The following is an 18,348-nucleotide window of genomic DNA, read 5'->3' as shown; positions in this document are numbered from 1 at the left end:
CCGGACACCGGGCCGGTGCGGGCCACGCCGACGCTGGAGGTCACGCTCGGGGTGCGCTTCCGCCCCGGTGCGGCCGCCGACGTGCTCGGAGCGCCGCCGGCCGCCCCGCTCACCGCCGCGCCCCCGACCCCGCCGCCGGCCGCTCGCCACCCGCGAGCCCGCCGCCCCGCGCCGCCGCCCCACACCGACCCCCCCCGCGTACACCGACCCGACATCCCTTCCTACGCATCCGTAGGATGCGGGAATGTCCTCACCGATCACCGTCATCGGCCGCACGGCGGTCATCACCGGAGCGGGCTCCGGCATCGGCCAGGCGCTCGCGCGTCGGCTGTCCGCCGCCGGCTGCCCGGTCGCGATCTGCGACTGGGACGACGACGGGCTGGCCGAGACGGTCGCCTCGCTCAGTGGGCCGGTGCTGCACCGCAAGCTCGACGTCCGCGACCGGCAGGCGCAGATGGCCTTCGCTGCGGACGTCGCGGAGTGGGCTCCGGCGCCGATCGGGCTCGTCGTCAACAACGCCGGGGTGACCGTCTCGCAGACCGTCGCCGACGCCTCGCCCGAGGACGACGAGTGGGTGATGGACGTCAACTTCTGGGGCGTCGTCCACGGCACCCGTGCCTTCCTGCCGATCTTCCAGCGTCAGGGCTTCGGGGCGATCGTCAACGTCTCGAGCATCTTCGGGATCATCGCCTGGCCGACGCAGAGCGCCTACAACGCGTCGAAGTTCGCCGTCCGCGGCTTCACCGAGTCGCTCCGTCACGAGCTGCACGGCACCGACGTCCGGGCGATCACCGTCCATCCGGGTGGCGTCAACACCCACATCGTCGACAACGCCCGCTTCCACGTCGACGACAAGGGCAACACCGACCACGGCGCCCTCCAGCGCGACTTCCGCAAGGTCGCCAAGACGTCGCCGGACAAGGCGGCGGAGATCATCCACCGCGGGATCGAGCGCGGTCGCGACCGGATCCTGATCGGCCCGGATGCGGTCGCCACCTCGCTGCTGGCCCGGATCGCTCCGGTCAGCTATTTCAACGTGATCCGCCGCCTGGAGCCGCTGTTGCGGCGGTGAGTCGATGACCCGCGCGGAGCACCCGGCGGACGGCCCCGGAGCCCCGCTCCGGGGCCGGTCCCCGAAACGTTTGGCCAAGGACCGGCGTTCCGTCCGCCGAGGGCTGGAATGATGGGGAGGATGCGGCGTGTCCTCCTGAGCGGCTCGGTCTTCGCAGCACTTGCTGCGCTGTCTGTCGTCGAGGCCGCAGCGGCGGTGGCGGCCGAGCCGCCAACGCGGATCCCGATCACCGGAACGGTCCGTGACTTCCGCGGCTACGACCTCCCGGCCCTGCCCCAGTCGGGACTGCCGCGCGGGCACATCGACTTCGAGAACAGCGGCGGCAGCGAGAAGGGGATCGTCGAGAGCCAGCTCGGCCCCGACAGGCTGCCGGTCTACGCGAAGAACGGGCGGCCCTCGGCGTCGACCCACGGCCAGGCCGCGTTCGACCAGTGGTACCGCGACACCCCGGGGGTCAACCTCGACTTCCCGCTGAACCTCGGCCTGGGACTCCGGGGCGACGGGCGCTACGCGTTCACGATCCCGAGCTTCTTCCCGCTCGACGCGGCGGGCTTCGTGGCGCTCGGGCAGGAGCCGACGCGCAACGACGGTGGCGGGACGCCGCGCAACTTCTCCTTCACCACCGAGCTCCACAGCGACGTCACCTACCGCAGCGGCGGCCGGATCGACCTGCTCGGCGACGACGACATCTGGGTCTTCGTCGACGGTCGGCTGGCCCTCGACCTGGGCGGCACCCACGGCGCCGCGGCCGGCACGGTCGTGCTCGACGAGCTCGGACTGACGGAGGGGCGGACGTACGCGCTCGACATCTTCCAGGCCGAGCGGCACACGACCGGCTCCTCGTACCAGCTGACCGTGCCGCGGCTGGGGATCGTCCCCGGCCAGCCGTCGATCCCGACCGCGGCCGCGGTCGGCGACACGCTCACCTGCGCGACCGGCACCTGGCCCGAGGGGATCAAGCTGAGCTTCACCTGGTTCCGCGGGGACACCGAGATCCTCGGCGGAACCGCGGCCGAGCACCGGGTCGCCGCGATCGACGCCGGACGGCGGCTGACCTGTCGCGTGAGTGGGAGCGGGCCGCGGACGACGACGGCGGCGGACTCCGCTGGCGTCGTGGTGGCGGTGCCGCCGGTGACGCCCGAGCCGCCGGTCGACCCGCCGCTTCCGCCGCCGCCGACCCCGCCGGTCGTCGATCCGCCCCCGGTGCCGCCGAAGGTCACCCCGCCCGTGGAGCCCTCGCCGCTGGAGGCGTACCGCTGCCTCCGTCGCGAGCGCTTCAACCTCAGCCTGCGCGATACGCGCCGTCGGGTCCTGCGCTCGGCGACGATCCACGTCGGCGGCAGCCGGGGCACGGCGCGCCGCAACGGCCGCCGCGCCTTCACGGCGACCGTCGACCTGCGGCGGCGTCCGGCCGGCCTCTACACCGTCAAGACCCGCGTCGTCAGCCGCAGCGGGGCCGTCACCCGCAAGACGATCCGCTACCGCGTCTGCCGCTAGCCGGCGCGCTCCCTCAGTCCCCGGCCGGCCCGACGAGCGGCGGTACGGCGCCGTCGCGGCGGACGGCTCGCAGCACCCGGTAGGTCACGATCGCGGCGATGCTGCCGAGGGCGATCCCGGCGAAGCTGTAGTCGCCCCAGTTGAGCGTGTAGTTGCCCGCCCCGACGATCAGGGCGATCGCGGCGGTGATCAGGTTGACGGGGTCGCGGAAGTCGACCTTGGCGTCGATCCAGACCTGCGCACCGAGCACGGCGATCAGGCCGAAGAGGACGGTCACCGCCCCGCCGAGCACGCCGATCGGGATCGCGGCGATGACCGCCCCGAACTTCGGCAGCAGGCCGAGGGCGATCGCGAACAGGCCGGCGATCACGTAGGCGAGCGTCGAGTAGACGCGGGTCAGGCCCATCACGCCGATGTTCTCGCCGTAGGTCGTCGTCGCCGAGCCGCCGAACATGCCGGAGACGGTGGTGGCGAGGCCGTCGCCCATGAACGAGCGGCCGATGTCGCCGTCGAGGTCGCGCTCGGTCATCACGCCGACGGTCTTGACGTGGCCGGCGTTCTCGGCCAGCAGGACGAGCAGCACCGCCGGCACGATCAGCAGGATCGCGTGCCACTCGAAGGTCGGGGTGGCGAAGTCCGGCAGCCCGATCCAGGCGGCGTCGTGGACGCCGGACCAGTCGACGTGGCCGGTGAGCGCGGCGAAGACGTAGCCGACCGTGACGCCGAGGAAGACCGAGAGGCTGGAGACGAAGCCCTTGAGGGCGACGCCGATCAGGACCACGGCGACCAGGGTCACGATCGCGATCCCGGCCTGCTGGGAGAACTGGTCCTTGGCCACGGGGGCGAGGTTGAGGCCGATCAAGGCGACGATCGCGCCGGTCACGACCGGCGGCAGCAGCCACTCGATCGGCTTCGGCCCGACCCGGTCGATGATCAGGCCGACGAGGAAGACGGCGACGCCGGCGACGACGATCCCGCCGAGCGCCGCGGAGATTCCGCCGTCCGCCTTGGCCGCGATCACCGGCGCGATGAAGGCGAAGCTCGACCCGGTGTAGGACGGGATCCGGTTGCGGGTGACGACCACGAAGATCAACGTCCCGATGCCCGAGAACAGGATCGTGGTCGAGACCGGGAAGCCGGTCAGGACGGGGACCAGGGCGCACGACCCGAACATCGCCAGCACGTGCTGGAGCCCGAGCCCGAGCATGTTCGGCGTGCGTAGCCGCTCGTCGGGGCGGACGACCCGCCCGGGTTGGACCGAGCGTCCGTCCCCGTGCAGCTTCCAGGTCCTGTGCAGCAACGATCCGGCCATGGGGTACTCCTCGGGTCCGACGACGATGGGGGGCGGCGGGAATCCTGACGGCTGCGCGCGCCGGAGCGCGGCCCGCTCCGGGCTCAGGCGCTGACCCGCCGGTGGGGCTGGCCGGTGACGGCGGCGATCTCGGCGAAATGCCCGTCGGCGTGCAGCAACGGCAGCCCGGCACGCTCGGCGCAGGCGGCGATCAGCAGATCTGCCGCTGGAACCGAGCGGTGGCGGCCGCCGTCTCGCTCGGCGAGCAGCGCGACGACCTCCTCGGCGCGGTCGCTGATCACGGCGTCGAGCGGGACCCGCGGCGACGCGGCGAGGACGTCGCGCCAGGCCCGGAGCACGCGCGGGTTCGGGGCGCCGGTCAGCAGCTCGATGGCGACCGGCGGGCAGACGGCCACGTCGCCGTCCTCGACCGCGGCGAAGAACCGCTGGTCCCGCTGCCGGAAGGCGACGATCCAGACGGAGGTGTCCGCGAGCTGCCTCACGGGCGCTCGTCGGTCCGTCCGCGCAGGCGGCGGAGGTCGTCGAGCGTGAGGTCGAGCTCGAGCTCGCGGACCCCGCGGCGTGCCTCCCGGGCGTTGACCTCGTCGAGCGCGCGCCGGACGGTCTCGGCGGCGGTCGTCGTACCGAGCGCCCGCTGGGCAGCTGCGACCACGTCCGGGTCGAGGAAGAGCGAGGTCCGGTGCATCTTGGCCATGGTATGCCTCAAATCGTCACGAGTGGCATACCTAGTGTGCCGATTCCGTGCCGGTTCGGCAACGATTCGGAGCGGCCCGGCGGGGTGAGACAGGCCGCTCCAGCGCCGAAGGCGTTCTCGTCGAGGTTGACCACCGTAGTGGTGGCAAAGCTCGGCCAGAACGGCCCGCACCGGCTCCCGTGAGCCCGCGTCGGCCCCCGTGGGTCCGCGCCCAACCCCACTCAGGCGCCGGCCGCGGCCTTTGCGCGGGTCGGCTCGGGAGAGTCCACCGCGGCGCGCCGGGTGAAGACGACCCAGGCGGCCAGGCCGACCAGCGCGACCACGATCCCGAGCCCGCAGGCGGCGTGCCAGCCGCCGGCGCTGTAGGCCAGCGACGAGCCGATCGAGCCGGAGACCGCACCCCCGAAGTAGGCGACCATGTAGGCGGTCGTGATCCGGCTGCGCGCGTCGGGGCGGAGCGCGTAGATCGTGCTCTGATTGGCGATCTGGATCGCCTGGACCGCGAAGTCGAGGATCACGATCCCCACGAGCAGGGCCACCAGCGACGAGCCGCCGAGGTCGAGCAGGAGCCAGCTGATCGGCAACGCGACGAGGCCGATCGTGGAGGCCAGCCGCCCGCGGCCGCGGTCGGCGAGCCGTCCGGCGATCGGGGCCATCAGCGCTCCCGCGAGCCCGGCCAGGCCGAACAGGCCGATCACGCCGTCGCCGTAGTGGTAGGGGGCGCCGCCGAGCAGGAAGGCGGCCGACGTCCAGAGCACGCTGAACCCGGCCATGGCGGTCGCCCCGAGCAGCATCCGCTCGCGCAGCACGCGCTCCTCGCCGATCAGGTGCAGGACCGAGCGCAGCAGCACCGGGTAGCGCACGTTCGTGGTCGGGGCGACGACCGGCAGCGACCGCTGGAGGACCGCCGCCAGGGCGAGCAGGGCGACCGCCGCCACGGCGAAGACGAACCGCCAGCCGCCGATCTCGGCGAGCAGGCCGCTGAGCGTGCGGGCGAGCAGGATCCCGATCAGGAGCCCGCTCATCACGGTCCCGACGACCGCGCCACGCTCGTCGTCGGCGGCCAGCGCGGAGGCCAGCGGGACGACGATCTGGGCGACGGCGGAGGCGACGCCGACCACGAGCAGGGCGGCGGCCAGCACGGCGAAGCTCGGGGCGATCGCGCTGGCCAGCTGCCCGATCGCGGCCAGCACCAGCAGTCCGACGATCAGTCGCCGGCGCTCGAGCAGGTCGCCGAGCGGGACGAGCAGGGCCAGCCCGAGCACGTAGCCGACCTGGCTGGCGGTGACGAGCAGGCCGGCGGTGCCCTCGCTGACCCCGAGCGCCGTCGCGATCGTGTTCAGCAGCGGCTGGGCGTAGTAGAGGTTCGCGACCGCGGTTCCGCAGGTGACGGCCAGCAGCAGGACGAGGCGCCGGTCGATCCGATGGGTTGGACGCGACGGCACCGATCCATAGTTGCAGCCCGCGAGCAACTACCTGTGTGCATGTGGTCGCAGAGCGGACCTTCGCGGGGTCGCGCCGCGGGATCAGGTCACGCCGAGCGCGCGGAAGCCGCTGTCCAACAGCGCGGCCGCCTGCTTGCCCATGTCCGGCGAGTGCAGCAGCACGACCACCAGCCGGTGGCCGCCGCGCTCGGCCGCCCCGACGAAGGTCTTGCCCGCGGCGTCGGTGTAGCCGGTCTTGAGGCCGAGCGTGCCCGGGTACCCGTCGCGCAGCAGCGGGTTGTGGTTGTGCAGGTAGAGCTTGCCGCCCTTGATCGGGAACGGCCGGACCGCGTCGCGGGTGCGGACGATCTTGGCCAGCCGCGGCTGGTCGAGCACGGCCCGCGCGAGGATCGCCAGGTCGTGTGGGCAGGAGCGGTTGCTCGCCTGTCGCTGGAACTTGACCTCCTCGAACCCGTTCGGCGATCCGAACCGGGTGCAGCTGAGGCCGAGCGCCCGCGCCTGCGCGTTCATCATCGCCACGAACCGCGGAACGCTGCCACCGACCCGCTCGGCGAGCGCGATCGCGGCGTCGTTGCCCGACGGCAGCAGCAGCCCGTAGAGCAGCGTCTCGAGCTGGACCTTCTCGTACAGCGGCAGCAGCCCGACCCGCGAGCCCTCGGCGGCGACGGCGGCGCGGCTGATCCGGACCCGCTCCGACGGGGTGCTGTGGCCGTCGACCACGAGCGCGGTCATCAGCTTGGTGACGCTGGCGATCGGCAGGTCGCGGTGGGCCGCGCGCGACCAGAGGATCGCGCCGCTGTCGAGGTCGGCCACCATCCCGGCGCGCGGCGGCTTGCGGACGGCCTTGGGCAGCTTCGACAGCGGGTCGCTCAGGGGAGCGACGCCGGCGCTGGTCGCGGTCCGGAGCTTCAGGGGCACGGCCAGCGGCGCCACCGGCGGCGGGCCGTTCTCGGCCTGCAGCGGCATCGCGGCGGGCCGGGGGGTCGCTCCGTCCGCGTCGCCGAGGCCGGGGGTGCTGACGGCGACGCCGGCCCCGCAGCCGGACGCGAACGCGCCGAGCAGGACCGCGCTCGCGAGTAGGGCCACGCGCCTCACGGACAGACAGGATGCAGCATCGAGCGGATCTCCACGCCACTGCACCACCGCGACCACCGTCCGGGCGCGTGGCCCGGCGGTGGCTCGTGGGGGCAGGAGGCGCAGCGGCGGGTGGAGGTCAGCGGTCGAGGCGGAAGACGCCGACCAGCCGCTGGAGCTCGTCGGCGGTGCCGGCCAACTCCTGCGCCGACGCGGCGATCTGCTGGGTCGACGCGCTGGTCTGCTCGGTCGAGGCGGAGACCTCCTCGGCCGACGCCGACGACTCCTCGGCGACCGCAGCGACGCCGGCGATCTCCTCGGTGGCGCGTCCGGTCTCCTCCGAGACGCGGGCCGTCGCGACCGCGATCTCCTCGGCACGGGCGTTGACCTCGCCGACGGCCGCGTCGATCCGCTCGAAGGCGGCGCGGGTCTGGGCGACCGTGGCGACGCCGTCGTTGGCGCGCTCGACGCTCTGTGCGATCACCCCGGCGACGCGGCCGGTGTCGCCCTGGATCTCGTCGATCAGCCCGGAGATCTCCGACGCGGCGCCCTGCGAGCCCTCGGCGAGCTTGCGGACCTCCTCGGCGACGACCGCGAACCCGCGGCCCTGCTCACCGGCACGGGCGGCCTCGATCGCGGCGTTCAGCGCCAGCAGGTTCGTCTGCTGGGCGATCCCGGTGATCGTGTCGACGATCCCGCCGATCTGCTCGGACTTGGCCGAGAGCGCGGTCATCGCCTCGCCGACCTCCTGCGAGGACCCGGCGACGAGCCGCATCGCGTCGGTCGCCTCGTGCGCGGCCTTGACGCCCTCGCCGGCGATCTCGCGGGCGTTGCCGGCGGCGGCCGCGGTCTGCTGGGCGGCGGTCTCGCCGTTGGCGGCGGCCTCGGCGGCCTGCTCGACGGCGGCGCGGGTCTGCTCGACCATCTGCACCTGCCGCTCGGCCCCGCGAGCGACGTCGCCGGTCGCGGCGGCGATCTCCTCGACCGCCCGCCCGGCCTCGCTCGACGCGGTCGCCATCTGGCCGGAGGCGGCCGAGACGCTGGCGGCGGAGGCCGTGACCCGGCCGACGATGTCGTGGAGGTCGACCGACAGCTTGCGGAAGGCGTGGCCGAGCAGGTCGCGCTCGGAGCGCGGCTCGACCTCGACCGTGAGGTCGCCGTCGGCGATCCGCTCCGCTGCGGTCGCCTTCTCGCGGAGGTACTCGACCATCCGCTCGAAGGCCTTGCCCATCCGGCCGATCTCGTCGTCCGAGCTGACGTCGAGGTGCACGTCGACGTCACCGTCGGCGACCTGCTCGGCGGCCTCGGTCATGGCGGCGATCGGCCGCACGATCTTGCGGGCGAGCGCGATCACGGCGACGCCGATCAGCAGCAGCAGCACGAGGCCCGAGACCAGGAGCGCGTTGCGGAGGCGGTCGACCGGCGCCAGCACCTCGGACATCGGGGTCGAGGTGATGAAGCTCCAGTTGCCGGTCGGGACCGGCGACCAGGTCAGCATCACGTCCTCGCCGCTGAACGGATCGGTCGTCTCCGCCTGGCCCCAGCGCCCGGCGGCGACGTCCTTCTCGAGCCGCCGCAGGACCGCGCTGTCCTTGCTCTCGGCGAGCTTGCCGAGGGTGCTGCGTCCGATCAGCTGCTTGTTCGGGGCGGAGACGAACAGGCCCTTGCGGCTGACCAGCATGCCGTAGCCGGACTCCAGCAGCCGGACCTTCGCGATCGAGCCGTCGAGCGAGGCGAGCGAGCGGTCGACGGTGGTCGCGCCGATGAACTTGCCGCTGCGGAGGATCGGCGAGGCGTAGCTGGTCAGGAGGACCTTGCCGTCGGTGTCGAGGTACGGCTCGATCACCGCGTCGCGGCGGGTGTCGCGGGGGACGTTCCAGTAGGCGCCGTCGCCGAAGCTGCCGCCGGCCACGACCTCGAGCGCCAGCTTGTCGTCGCGCCGGCTCCAGAACGGGCCGAACTGGCCCTTGTCGTCGCTGCCCGGCTCGCCGCGGTGCTTGCTGTCGGCGCCGTCGAAGGCGTTCGGCTCGAACCCGGCCCAGGCGCCGACGAGCTGCCCGTTGCGCGCGATCGTCTCGCGGACGATCGCGATCGCCTGCTTGCGGTCACCGCCGGTGTAGCCGGCCATCGTCGTCGCGAGCTGCCGTGAGGTCGCCAGGTTGCGGGCGACCTGGGCCTCGACGTTCATCGCCTCGGCCTGGGTGGTCCGGTTGATCTCGGCGAACCGGGCCGTGCGCTCTTGACTGGTGGCCTGCACGATCGCCAGGATCGTCAGGGCCGCGATCGCCAGCACGATCGGGGGCAGCAGCAGGACGAGCATCCTGGTGCGCAGGGAACGGAACTGCAAGCTCTTCATGGAGGAAAGGGGACTCCGGCGACACACGGTCGCGGGTCGGGGACGGACGGGGAACGCCGGTGTGATCGGCAGATCAGTCTCGATCTGGAGCCACCTCGTGACCTATCGTTCGTTCGGTTTTCGTGTGGACGGAGTCGACCGGCCGATCGGCTCGCCTTCGCCGCCGTCGGCACGAGCCGCGACGACGGTCCGGCGGCGCTCCGTCCGCACTGGCGCTCCCGGGGTGTCGACCGCCAGCGCGGCGGAGCGGGCGCGGCAGGCCGCGCTGGCGACGCCGGCCTCACCGGCCGATGCGGCGGCCTGAGCGGGGCCCCGATCGACCCGCTCGGCCGGTCGCCACGGGGACCGTCCGTCCGCGAAGCCCGAACGTGGCCGGCGTCCTGCAATCCTGGTCGGAAGCACAACCCCTGGGCAGCGTGTCCGGCGGACCGGTGACGGCCCGCGGTGACGGTGCTCGTCCCGATCGAGAGATGGCCATGCCGCCCGAGACCCCCTCCGCAGCCTCCACCACCGCCGACGCCGAGCGGGCTGCGGCGGCCAAGGTCGAGGGCACGCTGCGGGCGGTCGTCGAGCGGCTGGCGCCGCTGGAGCGACGGGCCGGCTCGCCCGCCGAGCGGGAGGCGGCCGAGTGGATCGCCGAGCGCCTGACGACCGCGGGCGCCCCGGCCCGGGTCGAGGACACGACCTTCCACGACGGCTACGCGCCGCTGATCTCGAAGCTCGCGGCGCTCGGCGCGGTCGCCGGCCTCGCCGGCCTGACCCGTCGCGGTCGCCCGCTGGCGATCGCCGGGGGCGTGCTCGCCGCCGCGGCGATCGCCGACGACGTCTCCAACGGCAAGCGCTGGCTGCGGCGGGCGACCTCGCCGGCCGCGCCGACCTGGAACGTCGTCGCCGAGGCCGGCGATCCGAACGGTTCGCGCACGATCGTCCTGCTCGCCCACCACGACGCCGCCCCGACCGGTGCCGTCTTCGACCAGAGCTTCCAGCGCTGGATCCTGAAGGTCGTCCCCGGCGTCTTCGAGCGGATCGACACCGCGCTGCCGCTCTGGTGGCCGGTCGTCGGCGCGCCGACGATGGTCGCGCTCGGGGCCGGGTTCCGGCGCCGCTCGCTGACGCTGGCCGGGCTCGGCCTCAGCGCGCTCAGCGCCGTCACCTTCGGCGACATCGCCCGCAGCCCGGTCGTCCCCGGCGCCAACGACAACCTCAGCGCGGTCGCCGCGCTGGTCGGGGTCGCCGAGCGGTTGCGCGACGAGCCGGTCGAGGGGATCCGCGTCCTGCTCGTCTCGTGCGGGGCGGAGGAGGTCATCCAGGGCGGGATCTACGGCTTCGCCGAGCGCTACTTCCCCCAGCTCGACCACGAGCGGACCTGGTTCCTCAACCTCGACTCGATCGGCTCGCCCGAGCTGGTGATGATCGAGGGCGAGGGGCCGATCGTGATGGAGGACTACCACTGGCGCAGCTTCCGGGACCTGATCGCGCGGGTCGCCGCGCGCGAGGGGATCGCCCTGCGGCGGGGGATGCGCGCGCGCTCGAGCACCGACGCGGTGATCCCCAACCGGGCGGGCTACCCGACGGCGACCCTGGTCTCGTTCGACCGCTCGAAGGCGATGACGAACTACCACCTCAGCAGCGACACGCCCGAGAACCTCGACTACGCCACGATCCGCCGGGCGGTCGCGCTGGCCGCCGCGGTCGTGCGTGAGCTGACCGGCGACGCGGCGGCGACCGGCGTCCACAGCAGCCGCTGAGGGACGGGCGTGCGCACGCTGATCTTCAGCGCCGACATCGGCGAGGGCCACGAGCTGCCCGCGCGGATGGTCGCCGACGGCATCCGTGAGCTGGTGCCCGGCGCCGAGGTCACGATCGTCGACACCCTCCAGGTCGCGGGCGCGGCGACCCGGATGCTCGTCCGCGAGGGCTCGGAGATGATCCTCGGCCAGCTGCCGGCGCTCTACGACGTCCAGTACGCACTGGCGATGAACCCGCCGCTGCGGGTGGTCGGGACGACGCTGGCCCCGGTGATCGCCGGTCGCGGGCTGCGACGGACGGTCGCCGAGCACCGTCCGGACGTGATCGTCTCCACCTACCCGCTCGCCACGCACGTGCTCGGGGTGCTGCGGCGGCTGCGGCGGATGCCGGTCCCCGTGGTCTCGGCGATCACCGACCTCGCCGCGCTCCGCTACTGGGCCCACCCCGGCTGCGACCTGCACCTGCTGACCCAGGAGGAGTCGGTCGCCGAGGTCCGCGCGATCGCCGGCCCCGACGCCCGGACGGAGAGCGTCCGGGGCCTCACCGATCCCGGCTTCGACCGTCCCGTCGACCCGGCGGCGGCGCGAGCCTCGCTCGGGCTGCCGGCGGACGGGCCGGTCGTGCTCGTGTCCGGGGGCGGCTGGGGGATCGGCGACCTGCGCGGCGCCGTCGCGACCGTGGTCGAGGCGATCCCGGCGGCGACGGTCGTCTGCCTCTGCGGCCGCAACGAGGAGGTCCTCGCCGCGGTCACCGGCGCGTTCGGGGACGATCCCCGCGTCCGGCCGCTGGGCTTCACCGAGCGGATGTCCGACCTGATGGCGGCGGCCGACGTGCTCGTGCACTCGACCGCCGGCCTGACTGCGCTCGAGGCGCTGATCCGGGGGACGCGGGTCGTCTCCTACGGCTGGGGCGTCGGCCACATCCGCGTCAACAACGCGGCCTTCGAGCGGTTCGGACTGGCGCGGGTGGCGACCGATCGCCGGGCCCTGGCGGAGGCGGTCCGCGGGGCGCTGGCCGACGGGCCGGTCGCCGACTTCGGCTACGGCGCGCGGCGCTCGGCAGCCGAGTTGATCGTCGAGCTCGCGGCGGGATCGGTCGCGGCGCGGGCCGCGTCGCCGCTGCCGGTCGCGGCCGCCTGAGCGGGGTCGGTCGCTCCGCGGCGGGCGCCGTCCCCGGTCACGGTCTCGTCCGGGCGCTCACGGCCGTCGGCGCCGGTCGGCCCGGCCGGCCCCTCGGGGTGCTCGATCGCGAGCACGGCGTGCGAGCGTCCGAGGCCGACGCCCCCGGCCAGCACCAGCAGCAGGGCGAGCACGACGACGATCCCGCCACCCGGCGTGTCACCCCAGCTCTCGTGCAGCAGGACCGGGGCGACGGCGACCGGGATCGCGGTCTCGAGCACGAACATCGGCGGGGCCACGCGGGTCGCGGGGAACCGCTGGAGGGCGGTCATGTCGACGAGGAAGCCGGTCCCGGCGGCGGCCGCGGTCGCCGCGGCCCAGGCGAGGGCGGCGAGCGGCCGGCCGTGCTCGAGCTCGGTCACGACCAGCTTGCCGGTCAGCGCCGAGAGCGCGAAGGCGGAGCCGGCCGAGGCGATCAGCAGCCAGGCGCCGGACCGGGCCTGCCCGCGCACGAAGGGGGCGACGATCACCACGACCAGGACCGCCGAGATCACGATCAGCCGGGTCCGGTCGGGCAGCGCGTCGGTCCGCTCGGGGGCGACCACGGCCAGCACGGCGACTCCGACCATCACGCAGCCGGCGGCGATCCACGAGGCGCGCGGCACGTGCTCGCCGAGGATCCGCGAGCCGAGCACCAGCAGCAGGACCAGCCCGAGCGCGAGCGTCGGCTGGACGAGCGTGATCGGGGCGAGCGCGAAGGCGGCGAGCTGGAGCGGCCAGCCGAGCGTGGCGATCGCCGTGCCCAACAGCCACTTCGGGCGCCGGACCAGGCGGGTGATCAGCGACGGGCGCAGGCCGTGCTCGTCGTCGACCGCCTGGGCCTCCGTCGCCTGCAGGACGACCGCGCCGTCGAAGCAGGCGGCGGCGGCCGCCGCGAACAGCAGCCCGAGCAGGACGTCGGACGAGGGCACCACCGCAGCATGTCGCACCGCCCGGCGCCCCGCCATCGTGGCCTGGCGAGGCCCCGGGCGTGCGACGATCCCGGGGTGCGCGCCGTCCCCGCCCTCGTCGCCTCCACGGCCGTGGTCACCGCCGGCGTCGGCTGGTCGCTGCCGGCGCTCGCCCCGCTGCTGCCGCCGCTGGCCGGGGCGCTCGGCCTGACCCGGCGGCTGCCGCTGGCCGGGGCGGTCGCGGTGACCTTCGACGACGGCCCCCACCCGCAGGGGACCCCGGCCGTGCTCGAGGCGCTGCGCGAGCACGGCGCCACGGCGACCTTCTTCTGCGTCGGCGAGCAGGTCCGGCGGACCGGTGGCCTGCTGGCCGAGATCGTCGCCGCCGGGCACCGGGTCGCGATCCACGGCGACCGCCACCGGCTGCTGCTGCGGCGGACGCCGGGCGCGGTCCGCGACGACCTCGACCGCGCGCACGCGACGATCGCCGCGATCGCCGGCGACGCGCTGCTGCCGGTCCACCGCGCGCCCTACGGGATCTACGCGCCGACGACCCCCGGCGAGTTGGCCCGGCGCGGCTGGCGGCCGCTGCTGTGGAGTCGCTGGGGCCACGACTGGCGGGCCGACGCGACCGCGACGAGCATCGCCGACGAGGTCGCCCGCGACCTCACCGCCGGCGACGTGCTGCTGCTCCACGACGCCGACGACTACAGCGATCCGGACTCGTGGCGGGCGACCGCTTCGGCGCTGCCGACGGTCCTCGAGCGGATCGCGGCGGCCGGCCTGACGACGGCTCCGGTCCCGGCGCGCTGGTAGCCCGCGCCCCTCCGACCCGGGTTCCCGACCTCGAAAACGGTGCGCCGTACACGCGATTTGGATACCCGGGAACCGGATCGGGTTTGCTACTATCGATCGCGGTCAAGAGTGCCAGCGACAAGCCCCGGCTCGCTGGCCGGCAACCCTCCACCGCGGTGGGGTGCCCCGGGTGAAGACCAGGCCGCGCAGGCCCTCACAGGGTCCTGCGCCTGCAAGCGCGGACCCGTCGAGCGGGTCCCGACCCACGGAGACCCCCATGAGCACCATCGACAGGCCCGTCCTGGACCCCGCCTGCGCCGAGCAGCCGCTGACCCCCGTGATCGGCGGCGACCTGCGCGTCCCATTGCTCGACGGCAGCACCGTCCGCTACGCCAACCTCGACTACGGCGCGACCGCTCCCGCCCTGCCCGCCGTGGCCGATCGCGTGGCCTGCGTCCTGCCCTTCAGCGGCAGCGTCCACCGCGGCGCCGGTCTGCCGTCGCAGATCTCCAGCAACCTCTACGAGCAGGCGCGGGCCACGGTCGGCGCGGCGCTCGGCGCCCGCACCGACGACCACGTCATCTTCACCCGCAACACGACCGACGCCACCAACCTGCTCGCGGGCTGCGTGCCGGCCGACGCGGGCGACGTCGTCACCCTCGACGTCGAGCACCACGCGAACCTGCTGCCGTGGCAGCGGACGGCCGGCGGCCACCGCTGCGTCGCCCACGCCGAGACGATCGAGGAGACCCTGCTGCGGCTCGAGCAGGCGCTGGCCGACCGGCCGACCGCGCTGGTCGCGATCACCGGCGCGTCGAACGTGACCGGCGAGCTGCTGCCGATCGAGCGGATCGTCACGCTGGCCCGGACCCACGGCGCCCGCACCTTCGTCGACGCGGCCCAGCTGGCGCCGCACCGCTCGGTCGCGATCGCCGCGCTCGGCGTCGACTACCTGGCGGTCTCCGGGCACAAGCTCTACGCCCCCTACGGGGTCGGCGTGCTCGTCGGTCGCGGCGACTGGCTGGACGCGGGCGAGCCGTACCTGGCGGGTGGCGGGGCGGTCCGCGAGGTGACCGTCGACGCGGTCAGCTGGACCGACGGGCCGCGCCGGCACGAGGCCGGCACCCCGAACCTGTCCGGCGCGGTCGCGCTCGCCGCCGCCTTCGAGACGATCGACGGGCTCGTCGGCACGGCCGGCGTGGACCCGCGCGAGGCCCACGAGCGGGCGCTGCGGGAGCGGGTCCTGGAGGGGATCGCCGGGCTGTCGGCGATCACCCCGCTGCGGATCTGGAGCGACAGCGCCGACGCGGTCGGCGTGGTCGCGCTGACCGTCGACGGCTACGCCCCCGGCCACGTCGGCGCCTACCTCTCGGCCGAGCACGGGATCGGCGTCCGCGACGGTCGCTTCTGCGCCCACCCGCTGCTGGAGCGGTTCGGCCTGCCGGAGGGCGCGCTGCGGGCCAGCTTCGGCCTCGGCTCGCAGCTGGAGAACGCCGACCGCCTGGTCGCGGCGCTCACCGAGCTGGTCGACGCGGGCCCGCGCCACCGCTACGTCGAGGGGCCGACCGGCTGGGCCCCGGAGCACGACACCCGCGACCAGGTCGCGTGGGCCGGCTCCGGGCTGCAGTCGGCGGCGCTGGTCGCGCCGTCGCCCTGCGGCGCCGGCTGAGCGGCCGGCTCCGCCGCCCCGGGTGGTCGGGGCGGCGTTCAGCCCTCGACGACCGGGTTCGGCTGCCGGGCCTGGTCGGCCTGGTGCCACTCGAGGTAGCGGGCGACGCCGTCGGCGAACCCGGTAGTCGCCGTCCAGCCCAGCTCCTGCTCGGCCCGGCGGTGGTCGACGACGGCACCCTTGAAGTCGCCGGGGCGGCCTTCGACGTGCACGATGTCGACGTCGCCGAGCAGGTCGCGGACGACCTCGGCGATCTCCAGGATCGTCGTCTCCTCGACCCCGACCAGGTTGTAGACGCGGTCGGCGGCCTGCGGCAGCAGCCCGGCGACGCAGCCGTCGGCGAGGTCCTCGACGTAGACGAACCGGCGGGTCTGGTCGCCCTTGCCGGCGATCGTCAGCGGATCGCCCGCCAGCGCCTTGCGCACGAACTGCGGGACGACCGCGGCCGGGCGGGCACGCGGGCCGTAGGGGATCCCGAACCGCAGGATCGTCGTCGTCACCCCGAACAGCTCGGAGTACGAGCGGCAGTACATCTCGCCGGCGATCTTGGTCGCGGTGTAGAGGTGCTTGGGCAGCCCGAGCGGGCTGTCCTCGTCGACCTGCTCGGCGGCGCAGCCGTCGTAGACCCAGATCGTCGAGGCGTAGACGACGCGGTCGACGCCGGCCTCGCGCGCGGCCTGGAGCACGTTCAGCGTGCCCCGCGAGTTGACGCGCTCGGCGAAGACCGGGTCGACCGCGACCTGGCCGACGTCGGCGACGGCCGCCAGGTGCAGGACGGCGTCGCAGCCGTCCATCGCGGCAGTCAGCGCGGCGAGGTCGTCGAGCTCCCCGAGGTAGGTGTCGACGGAGCCCTCGGCGTGGAACGGCGACGGGACCATGTCGAAGATCCGGGGGGTCATCCCCGCGGCGATCAGCTTGTCGACGACGTGGGATCCGATGAAGCCGGAGCCACCGGTGACGAGGACCTTGTTCATCGGGACAGCTCCTGGACGTTCTGGTTCTGGGGGACGACTTCGGGGCGGTAGTAGATCGGCACGCACCAGTGGTGCTCGCCGACCCAGTCGCTGTTCGGGAGGTCGACCGTGTGGCCGAGGATCCGGTGGCACGGCTGGTCGTAGACCTTGCCCGTCGACTTCTCGATCGGGTCGAAGACGATGTACTTGTAGAGCCCGGAGACCATCCCGTCGGGCAGCTCGAGCCGGCCCGGGTGGAGCGGGTCGAGGTACTCGCGGGCGGCGGCGTTCTTGCCGGCGACGATCTCGTCGAGCCGCTCGGTCTGGGTCAGCGCGATCGCGGCGGTGAACTCGCTCATCCGGAAGTTCAAGCCCTCGACCTGGTGCTCGGGCTTGCCGTAGTTGCGGAAGGCCCGTGCGAACTCGAGCAGCTCGGGATGACGGGAGACGAGCACGCCGCCCTCGCCGGTCGAGACGGTCTTGGTCGCGTAGAACGAGCTGACGCCGGCGTCGCCCCAGGTGCCCGGCGCCTTGCCGTTCCAGGTCGCGCCGTGGGCGTGCGCGCAGTCCTCGATCAGGAAGATCCCCTCGGCCTCGCAGAGGGCGGCGATCCGCTCGATGTCGAAGGCGATGTGCCCGCCGATGTGGACGACGAACGCCGCCTTCGGCTTGTGCTGCGCGACCTTGCGCTCGAAGTCCTCGAACGAGAGGCAGAGGTCCTCGCGGTTGCAGTCGACGAACTCGACCGTCGCCCCGAGGTGGAGCGCGGCCAGCGGCGTTGCCATGAACGTGTTCGAGGGGCAGAGGACCGTGTCCCCGGGGCCGACGCCGGCGTAGCGGAGCGCGGCGAGTGCACCGCCGCTCCAGCTGCCGGTCGCGACGGCGCCCGCGGCCCCCGGGTGCTTGGCGGCCCAGGCCTCCTCGAAGCGCCGGTTGAGGTCGCCCTCCGCCCAGCGGTTGGAGTCGATCACCTCGTCCCAGAGCTGATGGAGTCGGGCCCGGTCGCGTGGGTCGAACCCGATCGCGAAGCGGCCCAGCTCGGCGACCGCATCGGTAGGAGCTTCTGGCATTCCGTGTGCTGCTTTCCCGTGCCGGGTGGACTGAGGAGGGCACGTATTCAGGGGGAGCTTACGTCGTGGTGACGACGTTTCCGAAGCGCGCGACCGGAGCTGGCGCGCTGCCGCTCTGCCTGCTGCAGCACGGGGCAACGCCGGAGCGTACCCGGGGGAGGAGGCGAAGCGGGGGAACATCGGCACCACCGGGAGCACTCTGGCGAAGTGCCTGCGTATCGGCCATGGGGATTGCCCCCAGGTCGTCCCCCAACTGGCCCCAGGTCGGGGCCGGGGCGTACGCCGGAACGGGTCGGGGGTGGGGCGCCCCCGACCTTGGTCGGGGGTCGTCGGCACGGCCGTCGGCCGGAGTGGCAACGGTCGTTTCCGGAGTCGGGGACAGCGATGGGGCCTCGTCGATCCCGCCGCGGCTCCGGAGGCTCCGCGCGCGAAGGGCGGCGACGGACGGTCGGAAGGACGTAAGGGGTGGTCCGTTCGGCGTAAGGGGTCGCTCGGCCGGACGCGCTCCATCCGCCCGATGTGGGGACGGCCGGCGCAGCCCAGGATGGAGAAGGCATCCACCCCGACCGAAGGAACGCACCATGTCCGGCCTCC

15 protein-coding genes and 1 riboswitch are annotated in these 18,348 nt (G+C 73.9%); of the genes, 6 read left to right on the top strand and 9 right to left on the bottom strand.

Going from position 1 to position 18,348, the window contains the following annotated elements:
• The first annotated feature begins 244 nt into the window (after positions 1-244).
• Positions 245-1,072, top strand: coding sequence for an SDR family NAD(P)-dependent oxidoreductase (locus ACVUH9_RS21440; protein ID WP_475760744.1), 828 nt, complete (start codon positions 245-247; stop codon positions 1,070-1,072).
• Positions 1,073-1,192: 120 nt separating this feature from the next.
• Positions 1,193-2,569 (top strand): fibro-slime domain-containing protein, encoded by a 1,377-nt coding sequence (locus ACVUH9_RS21435; RefSeq protein ID WP_475760742.1) that lies wholly within the window; start codon positions 1,193-1,195, stop codon positions 2,567-2,569.
• Between the two features lie 13 nt (positions 2,570-2,582).
• Here the strand turns inward: ACVUH9_RS21435 and ACVUH9_RS21430 are convergent, their stop codons facing one another.
• From ACVUH9_RS21430 to ACVUH9_RS21405, 6 genes are all read right to left on the bottom strand, one after another.
• Positions 2,583-3,881, bottom strand: coding sequence for a uracil-xanthine permease family protein (locus ACVUH9_RS21430; RefSeq protein WP_475760740.1), 1,299 nt, complete (start codon positions 3,879-3,881; stop codon positions 2,583-2,585).
• An 83-nt stretch (positions 3,882-3,964) separates the two neighbouring features.
• Positions 3,965-4,363: a PIN domain-containing protein gene (locus ACVUH9_RS21425; RefSeq protein ID WP_475760738.1), complete on the bottom strand. Its 399-nt coding sequence runs from the start codon at positions 4,361-4,363 to the stop codon at positions 3,965-3,967.
• On the bottom strand, positions 4,360-4,566 hold the full coding sequence (locus ACVUH9_RS21420) for a type II toxin-antitoxin system VapB family antitoxin (protein ID WP_475760736.1): 207 nt from the start codon (positions 4,564-4,566) through the stop codon (positions 4,360-4,362). Before ACVUH9_RS21420 ends, ACVUH9_RS21425 begins: the two co-directional genes overlap by 4 nt.
• 230 nt (positions 4,567-4,796) lie before the next feature.
• Positions 4,797-6,020, bottom strand: coding sequence for an MFS transporter (locus tag ACVUH9_RS21415; protein WP_475760734.1), 1,224 nt, complete (start codon positions 6,018-6,020; stop codon positions 4,797-4,799).
• A gap of 81 nt (positions 6,021-6,101) precedes the next feature.
• The gene (locus ACVUH9_RS21410; RefSeq protein ID WP_475760732.1) at positions 6,102-7,115 is read right to left on the bottom strand and encodes a D-alanyl-D-alanine carboxypeptidase family protein; all 1,014 of its coding nucleotides are present in this window, start codon (positions 7,113-7,115) and stop codon (positions 6,102-6,104) included.
• 118 nt (positions 7,116-7,233) lie between these two features.
• Positions 7,234-9,450 (bottom strand): methyl-accepting chemotaxis protein, encoded by a 2,217-nt coding sequence (locus tag ACVUH9_RS21405; protein ID WP_475760730.1) that lies wholly within the window; start codon positions 9,448-9,450, stop codon positions 7,234-7,236.
• 470 nt (positions 9,451-9,920) lie between these two features.
• Between ACVUH9_RS21405 and ACVUH9_RS21400 the strand changes: the two genes are divergently transcribed.
• Together ACVUH9_RS21400 and ACVUH9_RS21395 are read left to right on the top strand one after the other, a co-directional pair.
• Positions 9,921-11,198 carry a M28 family peptidase gene (locus ACVUH9_RS21400; protein WP_475760729.1) on the top strand — a complete coding sequence of 426 codons (1,278 nt, stop codon included), beginning with the start codon at positions 9,921-9,923 and terminating at the stop codon, positions 11,196-11,198.
• Positions 11,199-11,207: 9 nt separating this feature from the next.
• On the top strand, positions 11,208-12,338 hold the full coding sequence (locus ACVUH9_RS21395; protein WP_475760727.1) for an MGDG synthase family glycosyltransferase: 1,131 nt from the start codon (positions 11,208-11,210) through the stop codon (positions 12,336-12,338).
• On the opposite strand, the gene ACVUH9_RS21390 is transcribed toward ACVUH9_RS21395, so the two are convergent.
• Entirely contained in the window at positions 12,239-13,288 is a 1,050-nt protein-coding gene (locus ACVUH9_RS21390; RefSeq protein WP_475760725.1) for a DMT family transporter, read from the bottom strand. The genes ACVUH9_RS21395 and ACVUH9_RS21390 overlap by 100 nt on opposite strands.
• 75 nt (positions 13,289-13,363) lie before the next feature.
• Between ACVUH9_RS21390 and ACVUH9_RS21385 the strand changes: the two genes are divergently transcribed.
• Together ACVUH9_RS21385 and ACVUH9_RS21380 are read left to right on the top strand one after the other, a co-directional pair.
• Entirely contained in the window at positions 13,364-14,083 is a 720-nt protein-coding gene (locus ACVUH9_RS21385) for a polysaccharide deacetylase family protein (RefSeq protein ID WP_475760723.1), read from the top strand.
• Positions 14,084-14,183: 100 nt separating this feature from the next.
• Positions 14,184-14,307: riboswitch (SAM riboswitch) on the top strand.
• Between the two features lie 32 nt (positions 14,308-14,339).
• The gene (locus ACVUH9_RS21380) at positions 14,340-15,731 is read left to right on the top strand and encodes an aminotransferase class V-fold PLP-dependent enzyme (protein WP_475760721.1); all 1,392 of its coding nucleotides are present in this window, start codon (positions 14,340-14,342) and stop codon (positions 15,729-15,731) included.
• Positions 15,732-15,769: 38 nt separating this feature from the next.
• Here the strand turns inward: ACVUH9_RS21380 and ACVUH9_RS21375 are convergent, their stop codons facing one another.
• The gene (locus tag ACVUH9_RS21375) at positions 15,770-16,705 is read right to left on the bottom strand and encodes an NAD-dependent epimerase/dehydratase family protein (protein ID WP_475760719.1); all 936 of its coding nucleotides are present in this window, start codon (positions 16,703-16,705) and stop codon (positions 15,770-15,772) included.
• A complete protein-coding gene (locus tag ACVUH9_RS21370; RefSeq protein WP_475760717.1) occupies positions 16,702-17,754 on the bottom strand; it encodes a DegT/DnrJ/EryC1/StrS family aminotransferase in 1,053 nt (350 codons plus the stop codon). Before ACVUH9_RS21370 ends, ACVUH9_RS21375 begins: the two co-directional genes overlap by 4 nt.
• Positions 17,755-18,348 lie beyond the last annotated feature (594 nt).

The sequence above is a fragment of the Patulibacter ginsengiterrae genome (assembly GCF_056269115.1).
This window is presented reverse-complemented; position numbering and strand designations above follow the sequence as displayed.

What these genes read in the sequence shown, in the direction of transcription:
- ACVUH9_RS21440 (WP_475760744.1), top strand. Translation starts at nt 245, where the DNA reads ATGTCCTCACCGATCACCGTCATCGGCCGCACGGCGGTCATCACCGGA.
- ACVUH9_RS21435 (WP_475760742.1), top strand. Translation starts at nt 1,193, where the DNA reads ATGCGGCGTGTCCTCCTGAGCGGCTCGGTCTTCGCAGCACTTGCTGCG.
- ACVUH9_RS21430 (WP_475760740.1), bottom strand. Translation starts at nt 3,881, where the DNA reads ATGGCCGGATCGTTGCTGCACAGGACCTGGAAGCTGCACGGGGACGGA.
- ACVUH9_RS21420 (WP_475760736.1), bottom strand. Translation starts at nt 4,566, where the DNA reads ATGCACCGGACCTCGCTCTTCCTCGACCCGGACGTGGTCGCAGCTGCC.
- ACVUH9_RS21405 (WP_475760730.1), bottom strand. Translation starts at nt 9,450, where the DNA reads ATGAAGAGCTTGCAGTTCCGTTCCCTGCGCACCAGGATGCTCGTCCTG.
- ACVUH9_RS21400 (WP_475760729.1), top strand. Translation starts at nt 9,921, where the DNA reads ATGGCCATGCCGCCCGAGACCCCCTCCGCAGCCTCCACCACCGCCGAC.
- ACVUH9_RS21380 (WP_475760721.1), top strand. Translation starts at nt 14,340, where the DNA reads ATGAGCACCATCGACAGGCCCGTCCTGGACCCCGCCTGCGCCGAGCAG.
- ACVUH9_RS21375 (WP_475760719.1), bottom strand. Translation starts at nt 16,705, where the DNA reads ATGAACAAGGTCCTCGTCACCGGTGGCTCCGGCTTCATCGGATCCCAC.
- ACVUH9_RS21370 (WP_475760717.1), bottom strand. Translation starts at nt 17,754, where the DNA reads ATGCCAGAAGCTCCTACCGATGCGGTCGCCGAGCTGGGCCGCTTCGCG.